Below are 26579 nucleotides of genomic sequence, written 5' to 3'. Positions count from 1 at the left end.
AGGGTCAGGGGCGCGGCAGCTTCAGCGTGAAGCGCGCGCCCTCGCCCAGCGCGCTCTCGAGCCCGAGGTCGCCGCGCATCGAGCGGGCGAGCCGCCGCGAGATCGCCAGCCCGAGCCCGGCATGCTTGTCGCCGCGCGGGCCGAGCCGTTCGTAGGCCTCGAAGATCCGCCCCTGGTCGGCACGCGCGATCCCCGGCCCCTGGTCGGCGACGGTGACCGAGACGTCGCGATTGTCCTCATCGAACACCACCGCGACGGTGCCCCCCTCGGGGCTGTGCTCGACCGCGTTGCCGATGACGTTGACGAGGATCTGGAGAACCCCGCGCGGTTCGCCCGCCGCGACCAGCGCGCCATCATGCTCCTCGAGCTCGATCTCGACCGCCTTCGCGCGCGCCTCGGCGCTGGCCATCGCCGCCGCCTCGCGCGCGAGCTCGACGAGGTCGACATCCTCGCGCGTGTCGCCCGCGGCCTTGCCGATCGAGCGGATGACCGAGAGGAGATGGCGTCCCGCGGTGGCGATATCGCCGGCGTAATTGGCATAGTCCGACCGCAGCGGCCCGTCGGAGCGGTCGACGATCTGGTCGGCCGCCGCGATGATCCGCGTGAGCGGGGTGCGCAGCGTGTCGTCGAAATGCTCCTCGGGCGGCTGCTCGGGCACGCCCGCGCCGAGCACGGTCATCGCGAACCCGGTGACCTCGCCCGCCTCGACCAGCGGACGCCCCGCGAAGGCGAAATGGAAATCGCGCGCGCGCACCATGGCGCGCTGGCGTTCGAACCCGCTCCCGCGCGCCAGCGCGTCGAGGAAGGGCAGGCTCCCGTCCTTGTCGGGCAGCAGCGTGGCAAGCTCGGTGAAGGGACAGGGCAGCGTGTCGAGATCGACCCCGAAGCGCCGCGCGATCGCGGGGCGGACGTCGGTCAGGCGCATCCGCACGTCGACGGTGAAGTCGGGGGCCTCGTCATTGTCGGGCTCGGCCGTGAAACGCGCCTCGCCGCGCGGGCGCGGGCGCATCGCCTCGATCGTGATGCGCGCGCCGGCATCGCGCGGGGTGACCCGAACGCGCAGCTCATAATCCTGCGTCTCGTCGGCGGCGACGATGGCGCGGCGCAGGTCGCGCTGCAGCCGGAGCGCCTCGCTCACGACCGCGCGCAGCTGCGGCACCGCGAGCGGCTGGCCGAGCCGCGCGCCCGCCGCCGCCTGCAAGGCGTAGAGCGGGGCATCGGCGGCAACCAGCCGCCCCTCGGCATCGGTCCGCCCGTGACAGGGCAGGCCGGCGGGGTCGTGGCGAATGGATTCGCTCATGCTCACGTCGGTAGCGGCATCGGGTTAACGATCCATCAACCCTCGCGGCGGTGAACGAAAAGGAAACTGGCGGCGGCGAGCAAAGCGAGGAGGATGAGCGTGCCTCCTGCCTGCCCCGCCGCGATCCCGATCATCATCACCAGCAGCATCGGCCGCCAGTGCCACAGCCACAGCCCGACGCGCTCGCCGACCGGGCGACGCTGGCGCTCGAGGTCGCCCGAGACGGCGAGCAGGAGGGTGACCGCCGCGAGCCCCACCGCGCCCCACCCCAGCTCGGGCCAGGCGCGATAGGCGAGCGCGAGGACGAGACCATGCCCCGCGAGCCGGCGCAGGCGGCGCCAGCGCGCGGGTTCGGCCTGCAACCGCCGCCTCGCCACCTGCCGCGCCACCAGGTCGGGAAAGAAAGCGACGAGCCCGGCGAGCCCGACGCTCCACCACGGCCCGATCGCGATCGCGAGCAGCACGAGGAGCAGCGCCACCAGCCCGCTCGCCTGCCAGAGCGCGGGGCGGATGCTCAATCGCGCCGCGCGGTCGGCCAGCCATTGTTCGACCGGCACCAACAGGTAACGCGCGACCCAGTCGCGCCGGTCGCCGCGCGCCGCCGTGCGCAGCCGGTCCTCGTAGGGTCGGGCATCGGCCGCGGTCGCGACCCGGAGCGGCGGCTCGGCCGCGAGCTGGTCGACCGGCAGCAGCGCGACGCGCGCCTGCACCATGCGTCGGAGCAGCGTCGAGACGAGGTCCCAGTCGCCCACCATCTTGGCGGTCGAGCGCAGCCCCTCGCCGCTGGTCAGCGCCAGCCCTGCCCAGCGCCACTCGAGGTCGATCCGCTCGAACGCCTCGCTGTCGCCGGAATCGGGGATCGCCACCACCGCGGCGCGGTCGAGATCGGCCAGCCCGGCGAGATGTTCAGGGGCGGGCACGATGCCGTCGCCCAGCACGATCAGCCGGTCCTCGGGCGAGAAGCGCGCCGCGGCCTCGAGCGCATCGCCGACCAGCACCACCGGCAGCCCCTCGCCCTTGAGCCGCAGCACCGCCGCCTCGAGGTCGGCCTCGATCGCTTCGGGATAGATGACGATCGGGGCGACCCCTTGCGCGGCCAGCGCGCGCACCTGGAGATCGATCAGCGGACGCCCGCCCAGCGCGACCAGCGCATGGCGTCCCTCCTCGCTCTCTCCATTGGCTCCGATCAGCGCGCCCAGCGCCATGTCCGTCCCTCCCCGAATCCCGTTGCCTACCCTAGCCCCCGCGCGCCCAGCGATGCCAGCCCTCCGACGGCGATGCAATGAAGCCTTTCCCCGCGCCCGATCCATGGTAAACAGGCCGCCATGAGTGGACATCCCCTGCGTGGCAAGATGGGTGGCGGTCGCCCGCCCGAACCCCCCGAAGACGGCGACGAGGCGCGCGCCGAGGACCGCCCCGAGCGGACCCCCGAGACAACCGCCCCTGAGCGCGAGACGATCGACGTCGCGCTCGATCCGGCCGCGGGGACCGACCCCGCGCCGGGTGAGGATGCGATGCCCGACCCGCTCGCCCCGACCCTGCGCGTCTTCAAGAAGCCCACAGTCACCCTGCCGCCCGATCCCGACACCCCCGCGCTCGACCTCACCGCGAGCGAGGAGATCGAGCATGGTGCCGACCCGGTCGACCTGCTCCCCGACGACCTCGGCAGCGAGCAGGCGCCCGACTATGCGGCACCCGGCGACGAGCCGGCGATCGCGGCGCATCCCGAACCGCTCGCCCCCGAGGTGAGCTTCGACGCTCCCGCCCCCAGCGAGCCCGAGCCCGAGCCCGGATCCCACGCGCAGTCCGAGCCCGGGGCCGACGCCATGACCGCCACGCACGCCCCCGACTGGGGCGCCCCCCTCCCCGGTGACGCGCGAGACGCGCCGGAGGCGAGCGCTTCGACCGACGGGGCCGACGAGCCTATGGCTGAAGCGGCGTCCCCCGAACCGGGCTATGCCGAGGCCTACGCCGAGCCCAAACCGGCCCCCGAACCTGCCTATGCAGAGCCCTATGCCGAACCCGAACCGATCGACTGGGACATTGATCCCGCCGCCTATGTCGAGACGGTCGAGGACGTGCCCGCCACGCCCGCGGGTCGCAAGCTCCTCGCCGCGCTGCTGCTGCTCGCGGGGATCGGCTGGCTCGGCTTCGTCGGCTGGTCCGCCGGGCGCGCCCTCGCCAGCGAGGCCATCCTCGCCCCCGAGATGGCGCTGTGGGTCTCGGCCGCGATGGTGCCGCTGATCCTGCTCGCGCTGCTGTGGCTGATGTTCGGGCGGACCCGTCGCCGCGAGGCTGAGGCGTTCACCTACCAGGTCGCGCTGATGCGCGCCGAGGCCGACGCGCTCGATCGCCGGCTGACCTCGATGAGCCACAATCTCGGCGCCAACCGCCACCGCCTCGGCTCGCTCGCGGGCGAGGTGGAGAACCGCGCCGAACAGGCCGCCGCGCGGCTCAGCGCGATCGGCGCCGACCTCGAACGCGAGGTCGGGCGGCTGGCGCAGCACGGCTCCTCGCTCGATCGCAGCGCCAGCGCCGCGCGCGCCGACATGAGCGCGCTTATCGCCGCGTTGCCCGATGCCGAGGAAAAGGTCGGGCGGATGACCGACCGGCTGCAGGGCGCGACCCGCTCGGCGGTCGAGGATTCGCAGGCGCTCGAGGCCGCGATCGCGCGCCTCGCCGAGGGGGCCGATGCGGCCGAATCGCGGCTGCGCGAGGCGGGCAGCGGGCTCGCCGAACAGTTTTCCGCGCTCCAGCAGGTCGGCGGCGACAGCGTCGCCAGGCTCGAGGCCGCGCGCGAGGAGACCGCCGCGATGGTCGACGAGCTACTCGCCCGTTCGCGCGCCACGATCGAGGAGATCCGCAGCGGGATCGACGCCCAGGGGCAGGCGGTCGACGCGCTCGTCAGCCGCGCGCAGGGCGGGATGGAAGGGCTCGGCACCGACGCGGTCGGCGCGCTCTACGAGCAGATCGAGAAGACCGAGGGAGCGCTCGGGCGCATCGGCGAGCAGGTGCGCGAGCGCGACGAACAGGCGCGCGCGATGATCGCCGGGCTCGACACGGGGCTCGGTGCGCTGGGCGAGCGGTTCGCCGCGCTCGGCGCCGAGGGCGACCAGCGCGCCGAGGCGATCAGCGCCACGCTGGCGCAGGTGCGTGACCACCTCGCCCAGACCTCGAACGAGGCGCGCGAGCAGGACGGCATGCTCGATACGCTCGCGACCCGCTCCGAAGGGATCCGCGACACGCTGACGCAGCTGTCCAACTTCCTCAACCAGCAGCTCGCGGGCGACATCGGCGGGGCGCAGGATGCGATGGATCGCCTGTCGGGCACCGGCGACGGGCTCGCCCCCCGGCTCGCCGAGATCCGCAGCAACGCCGAGGAAGCGGGCGAGGCGGTCGACCGCACCGCCGCGCGCATCGATGACAATCGCGAGGCGCTCGCGGCGCTGGTCGAGGGGCTCGACACCGGCACCAACGAGGCGCAGGCGCGGCTCGCCGAGCTGCAGCAGTCCATCTCCATCCTGCAGAACGATGCCCAGAGCCTGACCGCCGAGACCGGCCCCGCGCTGGTCGAGGCGCTGGTCCAGGTGCAGGAGGCCTCCGCGCGCGCCCGCGAGGCCGCGCGCGAGGCCATCGCCAAGGCGATACCCGAGGCCGCGAGCAACCTGTCCGCCGAGGCGCGCAAGGCGCTCGAGGATGCGGTTGAGGACGTGGTCCTGTCGCAGATGAAGCAGCTCGACGCGCTGTCGGCGCGCGCGGTCGATGCCGCCCGCGGCGCCAGCGACCGCTTGTCGGCGCAGATGCTCTCGATCGGGCAGACCGCGGCGGCGCTCGAGGAACATCTGTCCACCGTCGAGGAAGAGGGCCGCGAGGCGCAGTCCGAACGCTTCACCCACCAGGTCTCGCTGCTGATGGAATCGCTCAATTCGGCCGCGATCGACGTCGAAAAGATCCTGTCCGACGATGTCGACGACAAGAGCTGGGCGGCCTATCTCAAGGGCGAGCGCGGGGTCTTCACCCGCAAGGCGGTGCGGCTCCTCTCACAGGGCGAGGCGCGCGAGATCGGCGACATCTACGACAGCGACCCCGAGTTCCGCGGCGCGGTCAACCGCTTCATCCACGACTTCGAATCGATGCTGCGCCGCGTGCTGGCCGAACGCGACGGGGGCATGATCGGGGTCACGCTGATGAGCAGCGACATGGGCAAGCTCTACGCCGCGCTGGGCCAGGCGATCGAACGCAAGGTCGGGCGCTAGGCGGGACCCGCCGGGGGCTCGCCCCGGGGGCCGTCTCCGGGCCGCGCCGGGCGCGCGGCGGCGGCGGACGTCTAATGGTAGAAGTCGAGCCACTCCACGCCGACCCATCCGTAGACGTAGTTGGCGACATAGAGCGCGGTGACCGGCACCGCGATCGCGGCCGCGCGCCAAAGGTGGCGCCACAGCGAGAAGCGATGCGGCGCGCTCTCGGCCTGCCCCGGGACCATCTCGGCCCCCACCTCCTCGTCGGTGCGCACCCCGAAGGGCAGCGTCAGGAAGGCGATCCCGACGAAGAAGAGGAAATAGATCGCGAGGACCGAGCCGACTTGCATCGCGCCTAGGCGTCCACCGCCATCACCTCGACGATCGGCTTCTTGCCGGTCCAGGCGAAGGCGCAACGGCGCACCGCGATGCGCACCTTCTCGAGCGCCTTGTCCATGTCGCGCCCGGGGGCAAACGCCTTCATCGCGCTGTCGGCCAGGTCGGCGAGGAAATCCTCGGCATCGGCTTCGACCGGCACGCCCAGCGCGCGCACCTCGGGGGTCCCGCGCAAGCCGCCCTTGGCATCGAGCCCGAGCGCGACCGCGATCACCCCGTTGAAGGCGAGCTTGCGACGCTTGTTCATGGTCTCGCCGTCGGCGGGCAGGATGACGTCGCCATCGAGAACCAGCCTGCCGGTGCGCACATGGTCGACCGTCTCGGGCTTGCCCGGAGCGAGCCTGACGACCTCGCCGTTGACCTGGAACACCGCGTGCGGAATGCCGCACTCGCGCCCCAGCTTGGCCTGTTCGCGCATGTGCCGGTTCTCACCGTGCACCGGCACGAGGACATGGGGACGGATCCACTCGTACATCTGCTTGAGTTCGGGACGCCCCGGATGGCCCGAGACGTGGACGTGCGCCTGCTTCTCGGTGACGATGCTGATGTCGAGATCGGACAACGCGTTCATGATCCGCCCGATCGCGATCTCGTTGCCGGGGATCTGCTTGGACGAGAAGACCACCGTATCGCCGCGGGTCAGCTTGAGGTCGTGGTTGCCGGTCGCGATGCGGGCCAGCGCGGCGCGCGGTTCGCCCTGCCCGCCGGTGGCGATGATGAGCAGCTTTTCCCGGGGCAGCCGCATCGCCTCGTCGAAGCGCACCGGTGTCGGGAAGTCCTCGAGATAGCCGGTCGACTGGGCGACGCGGATGATGCGATCGAGGCTGCGGCCGGCGACGCAGATTTCGCGCCCCGTCTCGCGCGCGATCCGGCCGAGCGTCTCGAGCCGTGCCGCGTTCGACGCGAAGGTGGTGACGAGCACCCGTCCGCTGGCTGCGCGGACCGCCTCGAGCAGCCCGTCGTGAACCCCCTGTTCGGACCCCGAGGGCTTGTCGTCGAAGACATTGGTGCTGTCGCACACCAGCGCGAGCACGCCCTCGTCGCCGATCGCATGCATAGCCGCGTCGCCCGTCGGGGTGCCGAGCACGGGGGTCTCGTCGATCTTCCAGTCGCCGGTATGGAAGACCTTGCCATAGGGGCTGTCGATCAGCACGCCATTGCCCTCGGGGATCGAGTGCGACAGCGCCACGAAACGCACCTTGAAAGGGTCGAGCTCGATCTCGCCGTCGCGCTCGATCACGCGCAGGTCGAGCTGGCCGATCAGCCCCTCGGCCTCGAGCTTCTCGCGGATCAGCCCCGCGGTGAAGGGGGTGGCGTAGAGCGGCACCTTGAGCTCGTCGGCAAGATAGGGGATCGCGCCGATATGGTCCTCGTGACCGTGGGTCAGGACGATGCCGACCAGTTCCTCCTGCCGTTCCTCGATGAATTCGAGGTCGGGCAGGATGAGGTCGACCCCCGGATAATAGGGATCGGCGAAGGTCAGCCCGAGGTCGACCATCAGCCATTTGCCGCGACAGCCGTAGAGGTTGACGTTCATCCCGATCTCGCCCGACCCGCCGAGCGCGAGGAACAGCAGTTCGTCCTGCGGGCTCATGCGCGCACCGCCTGTTCGTGCATCAACACCAATCCTCGTAACGTGAGCTCGAAGTCGACCTCGTCGAACAGCCCGTCGATCTCGTCGAACAGCGCGGCGAGCCCGCCGGTGGCGATCACCTTGGCCGGGCGCCCGATCTCGGCCTTAAGCCGCGCGAGCAGCCCCTCGATCATGGCGACATAGCCCCAGTAGACGCCGATTTGCATCTGGCTCGCGGTGGTCGTCCCGATCACACTGTCATCCCCTGGTTCCTCGATCGCGATGCGCGGCAATTGCGCGGTCTTCCCGGTCAGCGCATCGAGACTGAGATTGATCCCCGGCGCGATGATGCCGCCCTTGTAGGCGCCGCTATAGTCGACCACGTCGAAGGTCGTCGCGGTGCCGAAGTCGACGATGACGAGGTCGCCCTCGTGGGCCGCATGCGCGGCGATCGCGTTGAGCGCCCGGTCGGCCCCCACGCTCTGCGGCTCGTCGACATCGAGCGCGAGCGGCCAGCTCGCCCGCCCCTGCCCCGCGACGACCATCTCGGCCTTGCAATATTGGCTCGCGAGCAGCGAGAGGTTGTGGATCGCGCGCGGCACCACCGTGCCGACGATGACCGCGCCGATCGCCTCGAAGCCGAGCCCCTCGAGTTCGAGCAGCTGCTTGAGCCAGACCGCATATTCATCGGCGGTGCGCCGCGCCTCGGTGGCGATGCGCCAGCGCGCGCGCACCTGCCCCTGCTCGACCAGCGCAAAGACCATGTTGGTGTTGCCAACGTCGACAGCAAGCAGCATCGCGGCCTCTCCTCAGGCGTCGGGAACGGGGGCGAGCATGACGTCGCCGGCGCGGATGACCTCGATCGCCTCGCCGGTGTCGAGCCGCATCGCGCCATCCTCCTCGAGCCCCGCGAACCGCCCGGCGATGGCGCGCCCCTCGCCGTCATGGACGGTGAGCGGCGTGCCGACCGGGTGGCCGCGCTGCAGCCACGCCATCGACAGCGCGGAGGGGGCGGTCTGGCGCCACGCCGCGAGCATCCGCGAGAAGGCGCCCGCGAGCAGCGGTGCGAAGGCCTGCGGGGCCATCTGCACATGCTCGGCCAGCGCGATGGTCTCGCGCCCCTCGATGGCGGGCGCGACCGCAAGATTGACCCCGAAGCCGGCGACGACCCGGTCGCCCGAGCGCTCGAGCAGGATCCCCGCCAGCTTGGCGCCGTCGAGCATCAGGTCGTTGGGCCATTTGAGCATCGGTCCGGCCTGCGGCGCGGCCAGGTCGATCGCGTCGACCAGCGCCAGCCCGGCGACCAGCGAGAGCGTCGCCGTCTCGGGGTCGCCCGGCTTCAGCTCGACCAGCGTGGAGCCGAAGAAATTGCCGTCGAGGCTCTGCCATTCGCGCCCCTGGCGCCCGCGCCCGGCTTCCTGTCGCCGCGCGACCAGCCAGTCGCCTTCCACCGCGGCAGGATCGCCGCCGAGGTCGCTGTTGGTCGACCCGGTTACGTCGATGACGCGGATCCGGCTCAGAACAGCGCCCCCGCGGCGGTCGCCGACCAGTCACCGAGCGGGCCGATCAGCAAATAGCCGAGCGGGCTGACGATCAGCGCGAAGATCGCGATGAAGATCGGCTCGAGCGGGCCGCAGCTGGTCGCCAGTTCCTGCTCGCGCTCGTCGAAATACATGATCTTGATGACCTTGAGATAATAGAAGGCCCCGACCACCGTGCCGACGATGCCCGCCACCGCCAGCGCGACGAGCCCCGCCTCGACCGCGGCGTTGAAGACGAGCAGCTTGGGCCAGAAGCCGAACAGCGGCGGGATGCCGGCGAGGCTGAACATGAAGATCGCGAGCGCGGCCGCCATGCCCGGGCGCGTCTGCGACAGGCCCTTTAGGTCGGCGATCGCCTCGAGCGGTTCGCCCTGCGCGTTCTTCAGCGACAGCACGACGAGGAAGGCGCCCAGCGTCATCACCGTGTAGATCGCCATGTAGAAGAGCATCGCGCTCGCCCCGGCCGGGGTGCCCGCGGCCAGCCCGATCAGCACGAAGCCGATGTTGTTGATCGACGAATAGGCCAGCAGCCGCTTGATGTTGGTCTGGCCGTAGGCCGCGATCGCGCCGAGGAAGATCGAGGCGAGCGCGGCGAACACCACGATCTGCCGCCAGGCATCGACCGCGGGGCCCATCGCCTCGAAACAGACGCGCGCGGCGAGCAGCACGGCGGCGATCTTGGGGGCCGAGGCGAAGAAGGTGGTGACCGGGGTCGGCGCGCCCTCGTAGACGTCGGGGGTCCACATGTGGAACGGCACCGCCGAGATCTTGAAGGCCAGCCCCGCCATCGTGAAGACCAGCCCGAACAGGAGCCCGATGCCGAGCGGCTCGTCGCGCCCGAAGGCGACCGCGATGCCGCTGAAATCGGTGGTCGCGGTAAAGCCGTAGACGAGGCTGATCCCGTAGAGGAGGATGCCGCTGGCAAGCCCGCCGAGGACGAAATATTTGAGCCCCGCCTCGGCCGAGCGCGCATCGGTGCGGCGATAGGAGGCGAGGATGTAGGCGGCCAGGCTGTTGAGCTCGAGCCCGACATAGAGGGTGACGAGATTGGTCGCCGAGACCATGACGCTCATCCCCACCGTGGCGAGCAGGATCAGCACCGGATATTCGGGGCCGTGCAGCACGTCGTCGCCGAACCAGCGGTCGGCGGCGATGATCGCCACCGCGCCCGACAGGTAGATCAGCACCTTGCCATAGACCGCGAAGGGGTCGGCCGACATCAGCCCGCCGAACAACGGCCCGGCGGTGCCGGGCTCGGTGGTGAACAGCGCCGCCAGCGTGGCGGCGAGGAGCAGCGCGACCGTGCCCCAGGTCGTCAGCCGGGTGGCGCGCGCCCCCATCGTCGAGGCGGTCAGCATCAGCACCGGTTCCCCGAAGACGAGGATCAGTTCCGGCAGGATGGCAGCGAAATTGTAGGTCATCAGTGGGCCCCACCCTTATGATCGGTCGCGGTGTCCGTGACGGACGCCGCCGCGACACCCGTCCCCTCGGTGGGACGCGCGTCGAAATGGACTTGCGCGGGCTCGATCCGCTCGAGCAGGTGGCCGACGTCATCGCGCATCGGCGCCATGAAGCTTTCGGGATAGATCCCCATCCACATCACCACCGCGGCAATCGGGACGAGCAGCCACCATTCGCGCATCGACAGGTCGGGCATGGCGGCCGCGTCGGCGTTCTTCTGGGTGCCGTAGCACATGCGCCAGTAGAGCCAGAGCATGTAGCCCGCGCCGAGGATGATCCCGGTGGTGGCCACGATCGCCGCCCAGCTCGACATCTCGTAGGTGCCCACGAGCGCGAGGAACTCGCCGACGAAGCCCGACGTGCCCGGCAGCCCGATCGAGGCCATGGTGAACAGCAAGAACAGCACCGCATAGCCCGGCATGTTGTCGGCCAGCCCGCCATAGCGCGCGATCTCGCGGGTATGGAGGCGGTCGTAGACCACCCCGACGCACAGGAAGAGCGCGCCCGAGACGAGGCCGTGGCTGAGCATCACGATCAGCCCGCCCTCGATCCCCTGCCGGTTGAAGGCGAACAGCCCGAAGGTGACGAAGGCCATGTGCGCGACCGAGCTGTAGGCGATCAGCTTCTTCATGTCGCGCTGCACCAGCGCGACGAGGCTGGTGTAGACCACCGCGATCCCCGACAGGATGAACACCAGCGGGACGAAGTCGGCGCTCGCCTCGGGGAACATCGGCAGCGAGAAGCGGATGAACCCGTAGCCCCCCATCTTGAGGAGCACGCCGGCGAGGATCACCGAACCCGCGGTCGGCGCCTGGACGTGCGCGTCGGGCAGCCAGGTGTGAACCGGCCACATCGGCATCTTGACCGCGAAGCTGGCGAAGAAGGCAAGCCACAGCCACCACTGCACCCCGGCGGGGAAATCATAAGCCATCAGCGCGGGGATGCTCGTCGTCCCCGCATCGAGGATCATGTAGAGCATCGCCACCAGCATCAGCACCGAGCCGAACAGCGTGTAGAGGAAGAACTTGTAGGCCGCCTTGATCTTCTCGGCGCCGCCCCAGATACCGATGATCAGGTACATCGGGATGAGGCCGCCCTCGAAGAAGATGTAGAAGAGCAGCAGGTCCTGCGCCGCGAAGACGCCGACCATCAGCGCCTCCATGAGGAGGAAGGCCCCCATATATTCGGGCACGCGGCGGGTGATCGCGCGCCACGAGGCGCCGATGCAGATCGGCATCAGGAACACCGACAGCATGATCAGCATCAGCGCGATGCCGTCGATGCCGAGCGCCCAGGCCGGCACCAGCGTACCCTCGCCAAGGCCGACATATTCGGTGAACTGCCAGCGATCGCCGCCGATCTCATAGGCCTGCCACAGCACGACCCCGAGCGCGAAGTTCGCCAGCGTGGCGAGCAGCGCCGTCCAGCGCGCGCCATTGTCGTTGAGGAACAAGACGATGATCCCCGCGACAAGCGGGACCGCGATCATCGCGGAAAGAATGGGAAAGTCCATCAGTTCGCCCACCAGAAGGCCCAGGTCGCCGCGGCAATGAGGCCGAGCAGCATGACCAGCGCATAACTATAGAGGTACCCCGACTGCAGCCGGGCCGAGAGCCCGTTGCCCCAGTCGACGAGCTTGGCCGCGCCGTGCGGGCCGAAACGGTCGATCGTCTTCTCGTCGCCGCGCTTCCAGAAGAAGCGACCGATCGCCAGCGAGGGCTTCACGAACAGATGGTGGTAGAGCTCGTCGAAATACCACTTGTTCTTCAAGAAAGCGTAGAGCCCCCCCGTCGCGGCGACGATCTTCGCCGGGGCGCCCGGGTTGCGGATATAATTGTTCCAGGCGAGCAGCAGCCCCAGCGCCATCACCGCGAAGGGCGACCATTTCACCCACAGCGGCACATGATGCGCGGCGTCCACCAGCGTGGCATTGTGCACGAGGCTGCCGGCCCAGAAGACCGCGCCTTCCTCGGTCCCGAAGAAGGGGTAGTAGAAGGCAAAGCCCGCCGCCACCGCCCCCAGCGACAGCACGCCGAGCGGGACGAGCATCGTCCACGGGCTCTCGTGCGGGTGGTAGCCCGCCGTGCCCTCGACCGGCTTGGCCGCATGCTCGTGGTCGGTCTCCTCCTCGGGCAGCTCGTGTTCGCCGTGCACCGCGTGCTGGATATGCTCCGAGGCGGCCCAGCGCGGCTTGCCGTAGAAGGTGAGGAAGATGAGGCGCCACGAGTAGAAGCTCGTCAGCAGCGCGGCGAGCACGCCGATGAAGAAAGCGAACCCGCCCGCGGTGTTGCCGAACTGCGCGGCGGCATAGGCGCTCTCGATGATCGCGTCCTTCGAGAAGAAGCCCGCGAAGCCGAAATAGGTGCCGGGGATGCCCACGCCGGTGATCGCCAGCGTGCCGAGCATCATCGCGATGAAGGTCAGCGGGATCTTCTTCCGCAGCGCGCCATAATAGCGCATGTCCTGCTCGTGGTGCATGGCATGGATGACCGAGCCCGCGCCGAGGAACAGCAGCGCCTTGAAGAAGGCGTGGGTGAACAGGTGGAACATCGCCGCGCCATAGGCGCCGACCCCGGCCGCGAAGAACATGTAGCCGAGCTGCGAGCAGGTCGAATAGGCGATGACGCGCTTGATGTCGGTCTGCACCAGCCCGACGGTGGCCGCGAAGATCGCGGTCGCCGCGCCGACATAGGTGACCACGTCCATCGCGTAGGGCGCGACTTCGAACAGGGGCGACAGGCGGCAGACCATGAACACGCCTGCGGTGACCATCGTGGCGGCGTGGATCAGCGCCGACACCGGGGTCGGGCCCTCCATCGCGTCGGGCAGCCAGGTGTGCAGCCCGAGCTGCGCCGACTTGCCCATCGCGCCGATGAACAGGAGGATGCAGATCAGCGTCAGCGTGTCGACCCCGTAGCCCGCAAAGCCGATGGTCGAGCCGACCATCGCCGGCGCGGCCTCGAGGATCGCGGGGATGCTCACCGTGCCGAACACGAGGAACGCCGCGAAGATGCCGAGGCTGAAACCGAAATCGCCGACGCGGTTGACGACGAAGGCCTTGATCGCGGCGGCATTGGCCGAGGGCTTGTGGTACCAGAAGCCGATCAGGAGGTAGGAGGCGAGCCCGACCCCTTCCCAGCCGAAGAACATCTGCACGAGGCTGTCGGCGGTCACCAGCATCAGCATCGCGAAGGTGAAGAGCGACAGGTAGGCGAAGAAGCGCGGCTGCGAGGGGTCCTCCTCCATATAGCCCCAGCTATAGAGGTGGACGAGGCTCGACACGGTGGTCACCACGACCAGCATCACCGCGGTCAGCGTGTCGACGCGCAGCGCCCAGTCGACGCTGAGGTCGCCCGAGTTGATGAAGTCGAGCACCGGCACGACGGTCGCTTCGTTGGCGCCCGTCAGGAAGCCGATGAAGATCGGCCACGACAGCGCGCAGGCGAGGAACAGCGCGCCGGTGGTGACGAGCTTGGCCGGCACCTTGCCGATCGCGCGCCCGCCGAGCCCGGCGATGATCGCTGCCACGAGCGGCAGGAAGACGATGAGGATGATCGACTGCATGGGAGGCTTAGCCCTTCATCCGATTGACGTCATCGACCGCGATCGAGCCACGGCGACGGAAGAAGATCACGAGGATCGCGAGCCCGATCGCGGCCTCGGCGGCGGCGACGGTCAGCACGAACATGGCGAACACCTGCCCAGTGAGGTCCCCGAGATAGGCCGAGAAGGCGACGAGGTTGATGTTCACCGACAGGAGGATGAGCTCGATCGCCATCAGCATCAGGATGATGTTGCGGCGATTGAGGAAGATGCCGAGCACGCCGATGGTGAAGAGCACCGCGGCGACGGCGAGATAATGCCCGAGGCCAATCATGATTGGCGTCCTTTCACAGCCTGTCCGATCACAGTTCGACCCCCTTGCCGCTTTCCGGCTGCTTGAGCACCACCGCGTCCTCGGGACGCCGCTGGACCTGCTTGGACACGTCCTGCGGGCGCACGTCGCCGCGGGTCCGGTGGGTGAGCACGATCGCGCCGATCATCGCCACCAGCAGGATCAGCCCCGACAGTTCGAACGGCACGAGGTAGCGCCCGTACATGAGCTCGCCCAGCGCCACGATGTTCGACTGCTCGAGCGGCGGCGGCGCATCGGCGATGACCGGCCCCGCCTGCCCCGCGATCACCGCGATCCCCATTTCGGCGAGCAGCACCAGCGCGATGAGGATGCCGAACGGCAGGTTCTTGGTGAATCCGCTGCGCAGCTGCGCGAAATCGACGTCGAGCATCATCACGATGAACAGGAACAGCACCGCGACCGCGCCGACATAGACGAGGATCACGAGGATCGCGATGAATTCGGCGCCGAGCAGGATCATCAGTCCCGCGGCGTTGAAGAAGGTGACGATCAGCCACAGGACGCTGTGCACGGGATTGCGCGCGAACACCACGAGCAACGCCGAGATGATGGCGAGGCTGGCGAACAGCGTGAAGACGAGGGTTGCTAGGGTCATGGGTTCTGCTCGCGGGCGTTAGCGATAGGCGGCGTCGGCGGCAAGATTGGCGGCAATCGCCTGTTCCCACTTGTCGCCGTTCTCGAGAAGCTTGGCCTTGTCGTAATAGAGTTCCTCGCGCGTCTCGGTCGCGAATTCGAGGTTGGGCCCCTCGACGATGGCATCGACCGGACAGGCCTCCTGGCACAGCCCGCAATAGATGCACTTGACCATGTCGATGTCGTAGCGCGTGGTGCGGCGCGACCCGTCCTCGCGCGGCTCGGCCTCGATGGTGATCGCCTGCGCCGGGCAGATCGCCTCGCACAGCTTGCAGGCGATGCAGCGCTCCTCGCCGTTGGGATAGCGCCGCAGCGCATGCTCGCCGCGGAAACGGGGCGACTGCGGGGTCTTCTCATAGGGATAGTTGATGGTCGCCTTGGGCTTGAAGAAATACTTCAAGGTCAGGACGTGCGCCTTCAAAAATTCCCAGAGCGTGAAAGACTTGAGCGCGTGGGCAATCACAGCGCACCTCCCGAATAACGCGTCAGCATGAGGTAGCCCGAAACGAGCATGACGAAGAGGATCGACAGCGGCAGGAAGATCTTCCACCCCAACCGCATCAGCTGGTCGTAGCGATAGCGCGGCACCGTCGCCTTCACCCACCCGAAGATGAAGAAGAACAGCAGGATCTTGGCGAACAGCCAGACGATCCCCGGCACCCAGTAGAGGAACTCGACCTCGACCGGCGGCAGGAACCCGCCCCAGAAGAGGATCGCGTTCAACGCGCACATCAGCAGCACGTTGGCATATTCGCCGAGCCAGAAGAGCGCGAAGCTCATCGAGCTATATTCGGTCTGGTGCCCGGCGACGAGCTCGCTCTCGGCCTCGACGAGGTCAAAGGGCGTGCGGAACGTCTCGGCCATCGAGGAGATGAGGAACACCACCGCCATCGGGAACAGCAGCGGGTTGAACCCGAAGCCGTTGAGGAAGCCGAACACGTGCGCCTTCTGCGCCAGCACGATCTCGGTCATGTTGAAGCTGTTGGCCCACAGCACGACGCAGATGATCACGAAGCCGAGGCTGACCTCGTAGCTGACCATCTGCGCGGCCGCGCGCAGCGCCGAGAAGAAAGGATACTTCGAGTTGGACGCCCAGCCCGCGATGATCACCCCATAGACCCCGATCGACCCGATCGCGAGGATGTAGAGCAGCCCGATGTTGAGGTCGGCGAGCACCACGCCCACATCGAAGGGCACCACCGCCCAGACGAGCAGCGCGACGGTGAAGGTGATAATCGGCGCGATCAGGAACAGCGCCTTGTTGGCGCTCGCCGGGATGATCGTTTCCTTGAGGAAGACCTTCAACCCGTCGGCGAAGCTCTGCAGCAGCCCGAAGGGGCCGACCACGTTAGGCCCGCGCCGCAGCGCGATCGCCGCCCAGATCTTGCGCTCGGCATAGATGATCATCGCCACCGCCAGCATCAGCGGCAGCGCGATGGCAAGGATGCCGATCATGTTGGCGATGAACCAGGCCCAGCCATGGCTCATGCCCAGACTTTCGAACCAGGCGGTCATTCGGCGGCCTCCGCGAAGCTTTCACCATGCACCAGCTCGGCCGAGCAGCGCTGCATCGTCGGGCTGTGACGGCAGATGGCGTTGGTGAGGTAATAGTCGCTGATCGGGTAGCGCAGCGCCCCCTCGCCCTTCGCCGCGAGCGACGGCGGGTTGAAGGGCAGCTCGACGATGGTGCCGTCATCCAGCCCCAGCGCGGGCGTGTCCTTGATCATCGCCGCGCGCAGCTGCGCGAGGTTGTCGAACGGCAGCGTCTTGCCGGTCAGGTCGCTGACCGCGCGGAAGATCGACCAGTCCTCGCGCGCGTCGCCCGGCGCGAAACAGGCCTTCTCCGAGCGCTGCACGCGACCCTCGACATTGACATAGGTGCCATGCTTTTCCGCCGGCGCCGCGCCCGGCAGCACGAGGTCGGCAAGCCGCGCCCCCTTGTCGCCATGATGGCCGACATAGACCTTGAAGGCCTTGGGGAAGGCGTCGGCGCTGACTTCGTCGGCCCCAAGGAGGAGGACCATCTTGGGCTTGGCGGCGATGATCCCCGCCATGCCTTTCTCGTGCGCATAGCCGAGCATCAGCCCCGCCATCCGCGAAGCGGCGGTGTGGAGGACGTTGTAGCCGTTCCAATCGCCCTTGATCACCTCGAGCGCATGCGCGGCGGCATGCGCATCGCCCTGCCCGCCCGCGGCGAGCACCGCGGGGCCGGTGATGAAGACCGGCTTCTGCGCCGCGTTGAAGGCATCCTTGACCGCCTTGGGCAGCTTCGCGAGCGCCGTCAGGTCCTCGCCGATCCACTCGACCGGATAGCCGAGGTCGACCTGTGGCCCGAGCGCAAACACCTTGGCGCCGCGGCGCACGGCCTTGCGCACGCGAGTGTTGATGAGCGGCGCTTCCCAGCGAAGGTTGGTGCCCGCGAGGAAAATCGCGTCGGCATTCTCCACCGCGCCGATCGGCGTGTTGAAGCGCACGCTGCCGAGGTCGGAGACATCATAGTCCATCCCCGTCTGCCGCCCTTCCATGAGCTTGGCCTTCTGCGTCTTGAGCAGCGCCTTGGCAGCATACATCGTCTCGGCATCGAGAAGATCGCCGGCGATCGCCGCGACCTTGGTCTTGGCCTCGCCCAGCTGGTCGGCGAACAGCTGCAGCGCCTCGCCCCAGTCGGCGGCGCGCAGCTTGCCGTTCTCGCGGATCCACGGACGGTCCAGGCGCCCGCGCACCAGCGCGTCGACATGGTGACGGCCCTTGTCGGTCAGCCACTCCTCGTTGACGTCGTCGTTGATGCGCGGCAGCACCCGCATCACCTGCCGCCCGCGCACCTCGTAACGGATGTTCGAGCCGACCGCGTCCATCACGTCGATCCCCGGGACCTTCTTCAGCTCCCACGGACGCGCTTCGTAGCTGTAGGGCTTGCTCATCAGCGCGCCCACCGGGCACAGGTCGTGGAGATTGCCCGACAGCTCCGAGGTCAGCGCCTTTTCCAGATAGGTCGTGATCTGGCTGTCCTCGCCGCGGAAATACATCCCCATCTCGGGGGTGCCCGCGACTTCCTCGGCAAAGCGCACGCAGCGGGTGCACTGGATGCAGCGGGTCATCGCCGTCTTGACGATCGGCCCCATATACTTGTCCTCGACCGCGCGCTTGTTCTCGTCATAGCGCGAGGTGCCGCGACCATAGCTCATCGCCTGGTCCTGGAGGTCGCATTCGCCCCCCTGGTCGCAAATCGGGCAGTCGAGCGGGTGGTTGATGAGGAGGAACTCCATCACCCCTTCGCGCGCCTTCTTGACCATCGGCGTGTCGGTGCGGATTTCCTGCCCGTCGGCGGCGGGCAGCGCGCACGACGCCTGCGGCTTGGGCGGCCCCGGCTTCACCTCGACGAGGCACATCCGGCAATTGCCCGCGATGGACAGCCGCTCGTGATAGCAGAAACGCGGGATTTCCTTGCCCGCCAGCTCGCACGCCTGCAGAACGGTCGCGCCCTGCGGGACCTCGATCTCGACGCCGTCGACTTGGACCTTAGGCATCGTCTCTTCCTTCATTGTCTTGCGCGGCGAGCAGCCGGTAGCTCGCCGTGGCCAGCATCGAACGCAGCCCGAACGGGCTGATCGACAGCGCCGCATCGCCCGTCCAGCAGATCTGGGTCACAGGGAGGAGCGCCTCGTAGGCCGCCTGTTCGGCCGCGCTCTCGATCTCGGTCGCGAACAGGTCGGCGACCAGGTTGGGCGCCCCGCGCACCGTGCACATCGCCATCTTGTCGGTGATCGAGAAGGTCGGCGCCTCGGCCCCGATCGCCGCCATCGCTAGGCGCTCGAGCAGCGGCGCGTCTTCCTTCTCGAGCAGCCGTTCGGCCAGCCCGCCCGCGAAGGGCAGCCCGCTCAGCCGCAGCCGCCGATAGTCGCGGTCGATCGAATCGAAGCAGCCTTGCGAGACGCGCGTCTTGGCCAGCTGCCGCATCCCCACCTTGTAGCTGGTGGAGGTGAAATCCATCACCAGCAGCCGCGCCGCTTCGGGCTCGAACTCGTCGGCGATGCACTGCGACCATGCCGCTGCCGCCGCGCGCTGGTCGGCGACCGACAGCTCGGCGCCGCGCCGCTGCGCCGCGGACGGAGCGGTGGCGAACAGCGTCGCGACCGCGAGGGTGGCGATGATCCGCTTCATTCGGCCGCCTCCATCGCGCTGCCGCCACGCTCGTGGATGCGGCGTTCGATCTCGGGACGGAAGTGGCGGATCAGTCCCTGGATCGGCCACGCCGCCGCATCGCCGAGCGCGCAAATAGTGTGGCCCTCGACCTGCTTGGTGACATCGTACAGCCGGTCGATGGTGCCGACCTCGGCATCGCCCTCGACCAGCTTCTCCATGGTGCGCCACATCCAGCCCGTGCCCTCGCGGCACGGCGTGCACTGGCCGCAGCTCTCATGCTTGTAGAAGTAGGAGATGCGGCTGATCGCCTTCACGATGTCCGTGCTCTTGTCCATGACGATGACCGCAGCGGTGCCGAGCCCCGAGCCCTGCTCCTTGAGCCCGTCGAAGTCCATCGGACAGTCCATGATGTCCTTGGCGGGAACCAGCGGCACCGACGAGCCGCCCGGGATCACCGCGAGGAGGTTGTCCCACCCCCCGGTGATGCCGCCGCAATGCTTGTCGATCAGCTCGCGGAAGGGAATGCTCATCGCCTCCTCGACCACGCAGGGCTGGTTCACATGGCCACTGATCTGGAACAGCTTGGTGCCGTGGTTGTTCTCGCGCCCGAAGCTCTTGAACCACGCCGCGCCGCGGCGAAGGATCGTCGGCACGACCGCGATCGATTCCACGTTGTTGACGGTGGTTGGGCAGCCGTAGAGCCCCGCGCCCGCGGGGAACGGGGGCTTGAGGCGCGGCTGCCCCTTCTTGCCCTCGAGGCTCTCCAGCATCGCGGTCTCTTCGCCGCAAATATAGGCGCCCGCGCCGCGGTGGAGGAAGAGATCGAAATCATAGCCCGACCCGCAGGCATTCTTGCCGATCAGCCCGGCCGCATAGGCCTCGTCGATCGCGCGCTGCATCGCCTCGGCCTCGGCGATATATTCGCCGCGAATGTAGATATAGGCGGCGCGCGCGCGCATCGCGAAGGACGACAGGAGCGCGCCCTCGATCAGCTTATGCGGATCGTGGCGGATGATCTCGCGGTCCTTGCACGAACCGGGCTCGGATTCGTCCGCATTGATGACGAGGAAATTGGGGCGCCCGGGCTTGGGCTCCTTGGGCATGAAGCCCCACTTCATCCCCGTCGGGAAGCCCGCGCCACCGCGCCCGCGCAGCCCGCTGTCCTTGACCTCCTCGATGATCGCATCGGGATCGCGCTTGAGCAGCGTCTTGGTATCGTCCCAGTCGCCGCGCGCCTGCGCTTCCTTGAGCCCGGGGCTCTGGAAACCGTAGAGGTTGGTAAAGATCCGATCCTTGTCGGTGAGCGAGGTGATGCCGCTCATCACTTTTTCTCCAGGAGTTTGGTCGTGCCGACATAGAGCAGCCCGGCCAGCGCCACGCCGATGATCAGCCCGAAGACATTCTTCAGGATCCAGAAGGCGAGCAGCAGCCCCAGCAGCGCCGCGCCGATCTTGATGAGGGTGTGCAGCATGGCGCTACCACTGCCCCCGATAGTCGTAGTTGCGCTCGGTCATCTTCTTGAGCGTGGTCGGCCCCTCGATCGGCTCGCTCGAGGTGCGCCCGACCTGGCTGCCCACCTTGGGCTGCTCGCCGCGCTCGAGGGCCTCGAGGATCGCGGTCATGCTCTCCTCGGTGAGGTCCTCGTAATTGTCGTCGTTGATCTGGACCATCGGCGCATTGGCGCAGGTGCCCATGCACTCGACCTCGGTCAGCGTAAACAACCCGTCCTCGGTGGTGTGGCCCTTCTTCATGCCCTTGGCCTTGCAGGCCTTCATGACATCGTCCGACCCGCGCAGCATGCACGGCGTCGTGCCGCACACCTGCACGTGATATTTGCCGACCGGCACGAGGTTGTACATTGTGTAAAAGCTCGCCACTTCCATCACCTTGACCACGGGCATGTCGAGGCTCCTGGCGACGAACTCGATCACCGGGATCGGCAGCCATCCTTGCGTGTCGGTCATCCGCCCGACCTGCCGCTGGGCAAGGTCGAGGAAGGGCAGGCAGGCCGAGGCCTGGCGCCCTTCCGGGTATTTGGCGAGGATGAACTCGGCCTTGGGCGCGGACACCTCGTCCCACGCGAACCCACCCCACTTGTCGCGGAGTTCGGGCGTATCCGGAGCGAAATAACGAAGCGCCATTAGCGGTCACACTCCCCGAAGACCACGTCGATCGCGCTGAGCACCGCGGTGGTGTCGGCGAGCATGTGGCCCTTCATCATGAAATCCATCGCCTGCAGGTGCGAAAAGGCGGTCGGCCGGATCTTGCAGCGATAGGGCTTGTTGGTCCCGTCGGCGACGAGATAGACGCCGAACTCGCCCTTGGGGCTTTCGGTCGCGACATACACTTCGCCCTCGGGGACGTGATAGCCCTCGGTGTAGAGCTTGAAGTGGTGGATCAGCGCTTCCATCGACTGCTTCATCTCCGCGCGCTTGGGCGGGAAGACCTTGCGGTCCAAGCTGCCGATCGGCCCGTCGGGCATGTCCTTGAGGCACTGGCGCATGATGCGCGCCGACTGGCGGACTTCCTCGACGCGGACCATGAAGCGATCGTAGCAGTCGCCCTTGGTCCCCACCGGCACGTCGAATTCCATGCGGTCATAGACCTCGTAGGGCTGCGACTTGCGAAGGTCCCACGGGATGCCGCTCGCGCGGATCATCGGCCCCGAGAAGCCCCACGCCAGCGCATCATCTTTCGATACCACCCCGATATCGACGTTGCGCTGCTTGAAGATGCGGTTGTCGACGACGAGGCTCATCGCGTCCTCGAACAGCTGGAGGCGGTTGTCGAGCCAGTCGCTCATCTCCGCCAGCACGCTCTCGGGGATGTCCTGGTGGACCCCGCCGACGCGGAAATAATTGGCGTGCATGCGCGCGCCCGACACCTTCTCGTAGAACTGGAGCGTGTCCTCGCGCACCTCGAACAGCCACAGGTTGGGCGTCATCGCGCCCACGTCCATGACGTGGCTGCCAAGGTTGAGCATGTGGTTGGAAATGCGGGTCAGCTCGGCCATCAGCACGCGGATATATTGCGCGCGGATCGGCACCTCGAGCCCGAGCAGCTTTTCCACCGCGAGCACATAGCTGTGCTCCATGCACATCGGCGAGCAGTAGTCGAGCCGGTCGAAATAGGGCAGCGCCTGCGCGTAGGTGCGATATTCGATCAGCTTCTCGGTGCCGCGATGCAGCAACCCGACATGCGGGTCGACGCGCTCGACGATTTCGCCGTCGAGTTCCATGATCAGACGCAGCACCCCGTGCGCCGCCGGATGCTGCGGGCCGAAGTTAATCGTGTAGTTCGAGACGGCATCGTCACCGGGGTTGTGATCGAGCGCGCCCGTGCGCGCGGCCTCGAAATCGGCCGCCCGCTCGTCGGGGAAGGTCTGGATCTCGACCTTGGCCATCATTTGTCTCCCTTGCGCGGCTGGGCGGGGGCGTCCTCGCGCGTCTCGGGCGAGGGCGTGTCGGTCGCCTTGCCGCCCGCATGATCGGCCTTCTCGGCGACCGGGTCGCGCGCGTCCTCGCGCACTTCCTCGTTGGTCGGCTCGCCCGCGCCCGTGTCCTCGGGGCCCTCGGTGGTCTTGGGATCGCCCGGTCCCGCCTTGGCCTTGACCCGGGTCGGCTCGCCGGTCGCCTTGGCGGGGCTCGCCCCGCCCGCCTCGTGCGGCTCGGCCTTCTCATCGCCCGGCAAGCGATATTCGGGGCCTTCCCACGGGCTGAGGAAGTCGAAGTTGCGGAAATCCTGCGGCAGCTTGACGGGCTCGTAGACGACGCGCTTCTCGGCTTCCGAATAGCGCATCTCGACATAGCCCGTCTGCGGGAAGTCCTTGCGCAGCGGATGTCCCTCGAACCCATAGTCGGTGAGGATCCGGCGCAGGTCGGGGTTGCCCGCGAAATCGACCCCGTAGAGATCGAACACCTCGCGCTCGAGCCAGCCCGCCACGGGCCACAGCCCGGTCACGCTCGGCACCGGGGTGTCGGCGTCGGTCGACACCTTCACCCGCAAGCGGTGGTTGTGCGTCACCGAGAGCAGGCAATAGTTGACCTCGAAACGCTCGGCGCGGTCGGGAAAATCGACCCCCGCGATCTCCATCAGCTGCTGGTAGCCATGGGTATCGCGCAGCGCCCTCATCACCGGCACCAGCGCCTCGCGCGTCACCACCAGCGTCTGTTCGCCCACCTCGGTGCGATGCGCGACGATGCCGTCGCCATGGTCGCGGCGCAGCGCGTCGAGAAAGTCCGATCGCTCGGCATATCTGGGAAAAGCCAGGCTCATCGCTCGCCAATCACCTTTCAATCGTCCCCTCGCGGCGGATCTTCCGCTGCAATTGCAGGATGCCGTAGAGCAGCGCCTCGGCGGTCGGCGGGCAGCCCGGCACGTAGACGTCGACCGGCACGATGCGGTCGCAACCGCGAACGACGCTGTAGCTATAGTGGTAATAGCCGCCGCCATTGGCGCAGCTGCCCATCGAGATGACGTAGCGCGGCTCGCTCATCTGGTCGTAGACCTTGCGCAGCGCGGGCGCCATCTTGTTGCACAGCGTGCCGGCGACGATCATCACGTCGCTCTGGCGCGGGCTCGCGCGCGGCGCGGCGCCGAAGCGCTCGAGGTCGTAGCGCGGCATGTTGACGTGGATCATCTCGACCGCGCAGCAGGCGAGCCCGAAGGTCATCCACCACAGGCTGCCGGTGCGCGCCCAGGTGAACAGGTCCTCGGTCGAGGTGACGAGGAAGCCCTTTTCATCGAGCTCTTTGCGCATCTCCTCGAACTTGGCCATGTCGGGCGAGCCCACTTCGAGGCCCGCGGCACGCGCGATGTCCTGTTCGGTCGGCTTGGGGCTGTAGGTTACTCCCATTCGAGGGCTCCCTTCTGCCAGGCGTAGACGAGGCCCAGCGTCAGTTCGGTGAGGAAGATCATCATCGCGATCCAGCTCGCCCAGCCGGTGCCCCACAGGCTGACGGCCCAGGGGAAAAGGAAGGCGGCTTCGAGGTCGAAGACGATGAACAGGATGGCGACGAGGTAGAAACGCACGTCGAACTGGTCGCGGCTGTCCTCGAAGGCGGGGAAGCCGCACTCATATTCGGACAGCTTGGCGGGATCGGGTTTGTGCGCCCCGGTCAGCCGCGACACGCCCATCGGCAGGAACACGAACAGCGCCGACAACCCGCCCGCGACGAACAGGAACAGGAGGATCGGCAGATAATCGACGGCAACGTCGGCCAAGGGACGGTCTCCGGCTTGAGGTTTCGGCGCGGCTTTAGGACAGGAAGCGACCGCTTCGCAACCGCCTAAAGCCCCGCGTTAGCTATTGCGAACCGTTCGCAATCGGGTGTCAGCGCAGCGCGCCCGCGAGCAGCTTGTGGAGCTTGGAATGCAGGTCGCCGTTGGCGGCCAGATATTCGCGCTTCTTGAGCATCCGGTCCTGCCCGCGATAATCGGTCACGAAGCCCCCCGCTTCCTTGACCAGCAGCAGCCCCGCGGCCACGTCCCACAGGTCAAGATCGTCTTCCCAGAAGCCGTCGAGCCGCCCCGCCGCGACCCAGGCGAAATCGAGGCTCGCCGCGCCGAAGCGCCGCACCGCCGAGACCTGGCTGCCGATGGCGCCGTAGATGCGCGTCCAGCGACCGATGTCGCCGCGCCCGAAATGGGGCATGCCGGTGCCCACCAGCGCCTCGTCGAGATGCCGCCGCGCCGACACGCGCAGCCGCTGGTCCTGCAGCCACGCGCCGCGCCCCTTCTCGGCCCAGAAGCTCTCGTCGGTCATCGGCTGGTAGGTCAGCGCATGGGTGATCTCGGGATCGCCGTTGGGCTTCTTGTCCTCGACCGCGATGGTGATCGCGAAATGCGGGATGCCGTGGAGGAAGTTCGAGGTGCCGTCGAGGGGATCGACGATCCAGCGCGGCTTGTCGGGATTGCCCTCGATCTCGCCGCCTTCCTCGAGCAGCATGCCCCAGTCGGGGCGCGCGTGGCGCAGTTCGTCGACGATCGTCGCCTCGCAGCGCTTGTCGGCCATCGACACGAAGTCGGCGGGGCCCTTCTTGGAGACCTGGAGCTGCTCGACTTCGTTGAAATCGCGGCGCAGTCGCGGCGCGGCCTTGCGCGCGGCGCGTTCCATGACGGTGATGAGGCCCGAGTGGCTTACCATGAATCCGATTCTTCCTTCTGCGCCGACCCGGGGCCCTTGCCCGCCGCGGCCATCGCCAGTTGTTCCAACGCCCCCGCGACCGCCTCGAGCCGCTGCTCCTGCCCCTCGATCCCGTGCCGCGAGGCGAGCCAGAGCGGGCTGTTGTACGCGACCTGCGTCAGCCCCTCGGCGTCCTGGTAGACCGCCATCCGCTGCGGCAGGTCGAGCGCGGCCGAGGGCGCCGCGCGCATCAGGTGCGTCCCCACCTCGGGCTTGCCGAAGAAGATCGACACCGCGGGGGACATGTCGAGCTCGACGCTCGCCGCATTGCTCGAATGGTCGAGCCGGGCGACGATGCCGAAGCCGCCGGCCTCGAGCGCGGCCTCGAGCCGGGCAACCGTCGCCTCGACCCCGGCATCGCTCGTCACGGTCTTCACCCCGTTGCCGAAGGTCGCGACCTCCTCGCCGCTCGCCTTGACCCCGGCCTCGCCCGCGCCGTCCACTGTCGCCGCTTCCTCGGGCGGGGTCGACCATTGCTGGCCGCACCCGGCGAGCGCGGTGGCGGCCAGAAGGAGGGACAGGGCGCGGATCATCAGTCGGCGCGCTTCGAGTAGGTGAAATCGCCGGTGTCGACGATCACGCGGGTGCCCGCGGTGATGTGCGGCGGGACCATGATGCGCACGCCATTGTCGAGCACCGCGGGCTTGTAGCTAGCGCTCGCGGTCTGGCCCTTCACCACCGCGTCGGCCTCGACCACCTCGGCCTCGACGAACTGCGGCAGCTGGACGCTGATCGGCCGCTCTTCATAGGTCTCGAGGATGACGTCCATCCCGTCCTGGAGGAAGGCGGCCTGGTCGCCGAGCAGCTCCTTCTGGACGATGACCTGTTCGTAGGTCTCCTTGTCCATGAAGGTCAGCTCCTCGCCGTCGGCGAAGAGATACTGATAGTCCTTGGTGTCGAGGCGCACCTTCTCGACCGATTCCGCCGAGCGGAAGCGCACGTTGGTCTTGCGCCCGTCCTCGATGTTCTTGAGTTCGACCTGCATGTAGGCGCCACCCTTGCCGGGCTGCGTGTGCTGGATCTTGACCGCCTTCCACAGGCCGCCTTCATATTCGATGATGTTGCCGGGACGGATATCGACCGCATTCATCTTCATGACTCGAATTCCTCTATCTTCTTCGCCCGACCGGCAGGACATCCGCGGATGCCCTTCGCTTCACCGACAGTCTGAAAGAACCGGGCCAATGCCTTAGA

At 68.0% G+C, this 26579-nt stretch carries 26 protein-coding genes; 1 reads left to right on the top strand and 25 read right to left on the bottom strand.

Annotation, left to right across the window (positions count from 1 at the left end; genetic code table 11):
• Positions 1–4: 4 nt before the first annotated feature.
• A complete protein-coding gene (locus tag L8951_RS10190) occupies positions 5–1300 on the bottom strand; it encodes a sensor histidine kinase (protein WP_244382949.1) in 1296 nt (431 codons plus the stop codon).
• Positions 1301–1335: 35 nt separating this feature from the next.
• Positions 1336–2505, bottom strand: coding sequence for a nucleotidyltransferase family protein (locus L8951_RS10185; RefSeq protein ID WP_244382948.1), 1170 nt, complete (start codon positions 2503–2505; stop codon positions 1336–1338).
• 120 nt (positions 2506–2625) lie between these two features.
• Here L8951_RS10185 and L8951_RS10180 point away from each other — a divergent pair, with 120 nt between their 5' ends.
• Positions 2626–5556 carry a hypothetical protein gene (locus L8951_RS10180; protein ID WP_244382947.1) on the top strand — a complete coding sequence of 977 codons (2931 nt, stop codon included), beginning with the start codon at positions 2626–2628 and terminating at the stop codon, positions 5554–5556.
• 71 nt (positions 5557–5627) lie between these two features.
• Here the strand turns inward: L8951_RS10180 and L8951_RS10175 are convergent, their stop codons facing one another.
• The 23 genes from L8951_RS10175 to efp all read right to left on the bottom strand — a co-directional run bounded on the left by L8951_RS10175 (position 5628) and on the right by efp (position 26481).
• Positions 5628–5888 (bottom strand): DUF1467 family protein, encoded by a 261-nt coding sequence (locus L8951_RS10175; RefSeq protein ID WP_244382946.1) that lies wholly within the window; start codon positions 5886–5888, stop codon positions 5628–5630.
• Positions 5889–5893: 5 nt separating this feature from the next.
• Positions 5894–7528: a ribonuclease J gene (locus L8951_RS10170; RefSeq protein ID WP_244382945.1), complete on the bottom strand. Its 1635-nt coding sequence runs from the start codon at positions 7526–7528 to the stop codon at positions 5894–5896.
• Positions 7525–8304, bottom strand: a complete 780-nt coding sequence (locus L8951_RS10165) for a type III pantothenate kinase (protein WP_244382944.1) — start codon at positions 8302–8304, stop codon at positions 7525–7527. The genes L8951_RS10170 and L8951_RS10165 overlap by 4 nt, the downstream gene beginning before the upstream one ends.
• Positions 8305–8316: 12 nt before the next feature.
• Positions 8317–9009 carry a biotin--[acetyl-CoA-carboxylase] ligase gene (locus L8951_RS10160; protein WP_322597148.1) on the bottom strand — a complete coding sequence of 231 codons (693 nt, stop codon included), beginning with the start codon at positions 9007–9009 and terminating at the stop codon, positions 8317–8319.
• A gap of 14 nt (positions 9010–9023) precedes the next feature.
• On the bottom strand, positions 9024–10469 hold the full coding sequence (gene nuoN / locus L8951_RS10155; RefSeq protein WP_244382942.1) for an NADH-quinone oxidoreductase subunit NuoN: 1446 nt from the start codon (positions 10467–10469) through the stop codon (positions 9024–9026).
• Positions 10469–12022 carry an NADH-quinone oxidoreductase subunit M gene (locus L8951_RS10150; protein ID WP_244382941.1) on the bottom strand — a complete coding sequence of 518 codons (1554 nt, stop codon included), beginning with the start codon at positions 12020–12022 and terminating at the stop codon, positions 10469–10471. The genes nuoN and L8951_RS10150 overlap by 1 nt, the downstream gene beginning before the upstream one ends.
• Positions 12022–14073: an NADH-quinone oxidoreductase subunit L gene (gene nuoL, locus L8951_RS10145; RefSeq protein ID WP_244382940.1), complete on the bottom strand. Its 2052-nt coding sequence runs from the start codon at positions 14071–14073 to the stop codon at positions 12022–12024. The genes L8951_RS10150 and nuoL overlap by 1 nt, the downstream gene beginning before the upstream one ends.
• 7 nt (positions 14074–14080) lie before the next feature.
• Positions 14081–14386 carry an NADH-quinone oxidoreductase subunit NuoK gene (nuoK, locus tag L8951_RS10140; protein ID WP_244382939.1) on the bottom strand — a complete coding sequence of 102 codons (306 nt, stop codon included), beginning with the start codon at positions 14384–14386 and terminating at the stop codon, positions 14081–14083.
• Positions 14387–14414: 28 nt separating this feature from the next.
• Positions 14415–15020, bottom strand: coding sequence for an NADH-quinone oxidoreductase subunit J (locus tag L8951_RS10135; protein WP_244382938.1), 606 nt, complete (start codon positions 15018–15020; stop codon positions 14415–14417).
• A gap of 18 nt (positions 15021–15038) precedes the next feature.
• Positions 15039–15521 (bottom strand): NADH-quinone oxidoreductase subunit NuoI, encoded by a 483-nt coding sequence (nuoI, locus tag L8951_RS10130; protein WP_244382937.1) that lies wholly within the window; start codon positions 15519–15521, stop codon positions 15039–15041.
• A complete protein-coding gene (nuoH, locus tag L8951_RS10125; RefSeq protein ID WP_244382936.1) occupies positions 15518–16573 on the bottom strand; it encodes an NADH-quinone oxidoreductase subunit NuoH in 1056 nt (351 codons plus the stop codon). The genes nuoI and nuoH overlap by 4 nt, the downstream gene beginning before the upstream one ends.
• The gene (nuoG, locus tag L8951_RS10120) at positions 16570–18585 is read right to left on the bottom strand and encodes an NADH-quinone oxidoreductase subunit NuoG (RefSeq protein ID WP_244382935.1); all 2016 of its coding nucleotides are present in this window, start codon (positions 18583–18585) and stop codon (positions 16570–16572) included. Before nuoG ends, nuoH begins: the two co-directional genes overlap by 4 nt.
• Positions 18578–19219, bottom strand: coding sequence for a hypothetical protein (locus L8951_RS10115; protein WP_244382934.1), 642 nt, complete (start codon positions 19217–19219; stop codon positions 18578–18580). Before L8951_RS10115 ends, nuoG begins: the two co-directional genes overlap by 8 nt.
• Entirely contained in the window at positions 19216–20523 is a 1308-nt protein-coding gene (nuoF, locus tag L8951_RS10110) for an NADH-quinone oxidoreductase subunit NuoF (RefSeq protein ID WP_244382933.1), read from the bottom strand. The genes L8951_RS10115 and nuoF overlap by 4 nt, the downstream gene beginning before the upstream one ends.
• Positions 20523–20672 (bottom strand): hypothetical protein, encoded by a 150-nt coding sequence (locus L8951_RS10105; RefSeq protein WP_244382932.1) that lies wholly within the window; start codon positions 20670–20672, stop codon positions 20523–20525. The genes nuoF and L8951_RS10105 overlap by 1 nt, the downstream gene beginning before the upstream one ends.
• A 4-nt stretch (positions 20673–20676) precedes the next feature.
• Positions 20677–21342 carry a complex I 24 kDa subunit family protein gene (locus L8951_RS10100; protein WP_244382931.1) on the bottom strand — a complete coding sequence of 222 codons (666 nt, stop codon included), beginning with the start codon at positions 21340–21342 and terminating at the stop codon, positions 20677–20679.
• Positions 21342–22607 carry an NADH-quinone oxidoreductase subunit D gene (locus L8951_RS10095; protein WP_244382930.1) on the bottom strand — a complete coding sequence of 422 codons (1266 nt, stop codon included), beginning with the start codon at positions 22605–22607 and terminating at the stop codon, positions 21342–21344. Before L8951_RS10095 ends, L8951_RS10100 begins: the two co-directional genes overlap by 1 nt.
• Positions 22604–23476, bottom strand: a complete 873-nt coding sequence (locus tag L8951_RS10090) for an NADH-quinone oxidoreductase subunit C (protein WP_244382929.1) — start codon at positions 23474–23476, stop codon at positions 22604–22606. The genes L8951_RS10095 and L8951_RS10090 overlap by 4 nt, the downstream gene beginning before the upstream one ends.
• 10 nt (positions 23477–23486) lie before the next feature.
• Complete coding sequence (locus L8951_RS10085; RefSeq protein ID WP_244383235.1) at positions 23487–23978, bottom strand: NuoB/complex I 20 kDa subunit family protein; 492 nt, start codon at positions 23976–23978, stop codon at positions 23487–23489.
• A 68-nt stretch (positions 23979–24046) separates the two neighbouring features.
• A complete protein-coding gene (ndhC, locus tag L8951_RS10080; protein WP_244382928.1) occupies positions 24047–24424 on the bottom strand; it encodes an NADH-quinone oxidoreductase subunit A in 378 nt (125 codons plus the stop codon).
• 109 nt (positions 24425–24533) lie between these two features.
• Positions 24534–25346: an inositol monophosphatase family protein gene (locus L8951_RS10075; protein ID WP_244382927.1), complete on the bottom strand. Its 813-nt coding sequence runs from the start codon at positions 25344–25346 to the stop codon at positions 24534–24536.
• Positions 25340–25918 (bottom strand): DUF302 domain-containing protein, encoded by a 579-nt coding sequence (locus L8951_RS10070; RefSeq protein ID WP_244382926.1) that lies wholly within the window; start codon positions 25916–25918, stop codon positions 25340–25342. The genes L8951_RS10075 and L8951_RS10070 overlap by 7 nt, the downstream gene beginning before the upstream one ends.
• Positions 25918–26481, bottom strand: a complete 564-nt coding sequence (efp, locus tag L8951_RS10065) for an elongation factor P (RefSeq protein WP_244382925.1) — start codon at positions 26479–26481, stop codon at positions 25918–25920. Before efp ends, L8951_RS10070 begins: the two co-directional genes overlap by 1 nt.
• Positions 26482–26579: the final 98 nt, after the last annotated feature.

Origin of the sequence: Sphingomicrobium astaxanthinifaciens (assembly GCF_022865105.1) — a bacterium.
In the GTDB taxonomy this organism is placed as follows: Bacteria; Pseudomonadota; Alphaproteobacteria; order Sphingomonadales; family Sphingomonadaceae; genus Sphingomicrobium; species Sphingomicrobium astaxanthinifaciens.
This window is presented reverse-complemented; position numbering and strand designations above follow the sequence as displayed.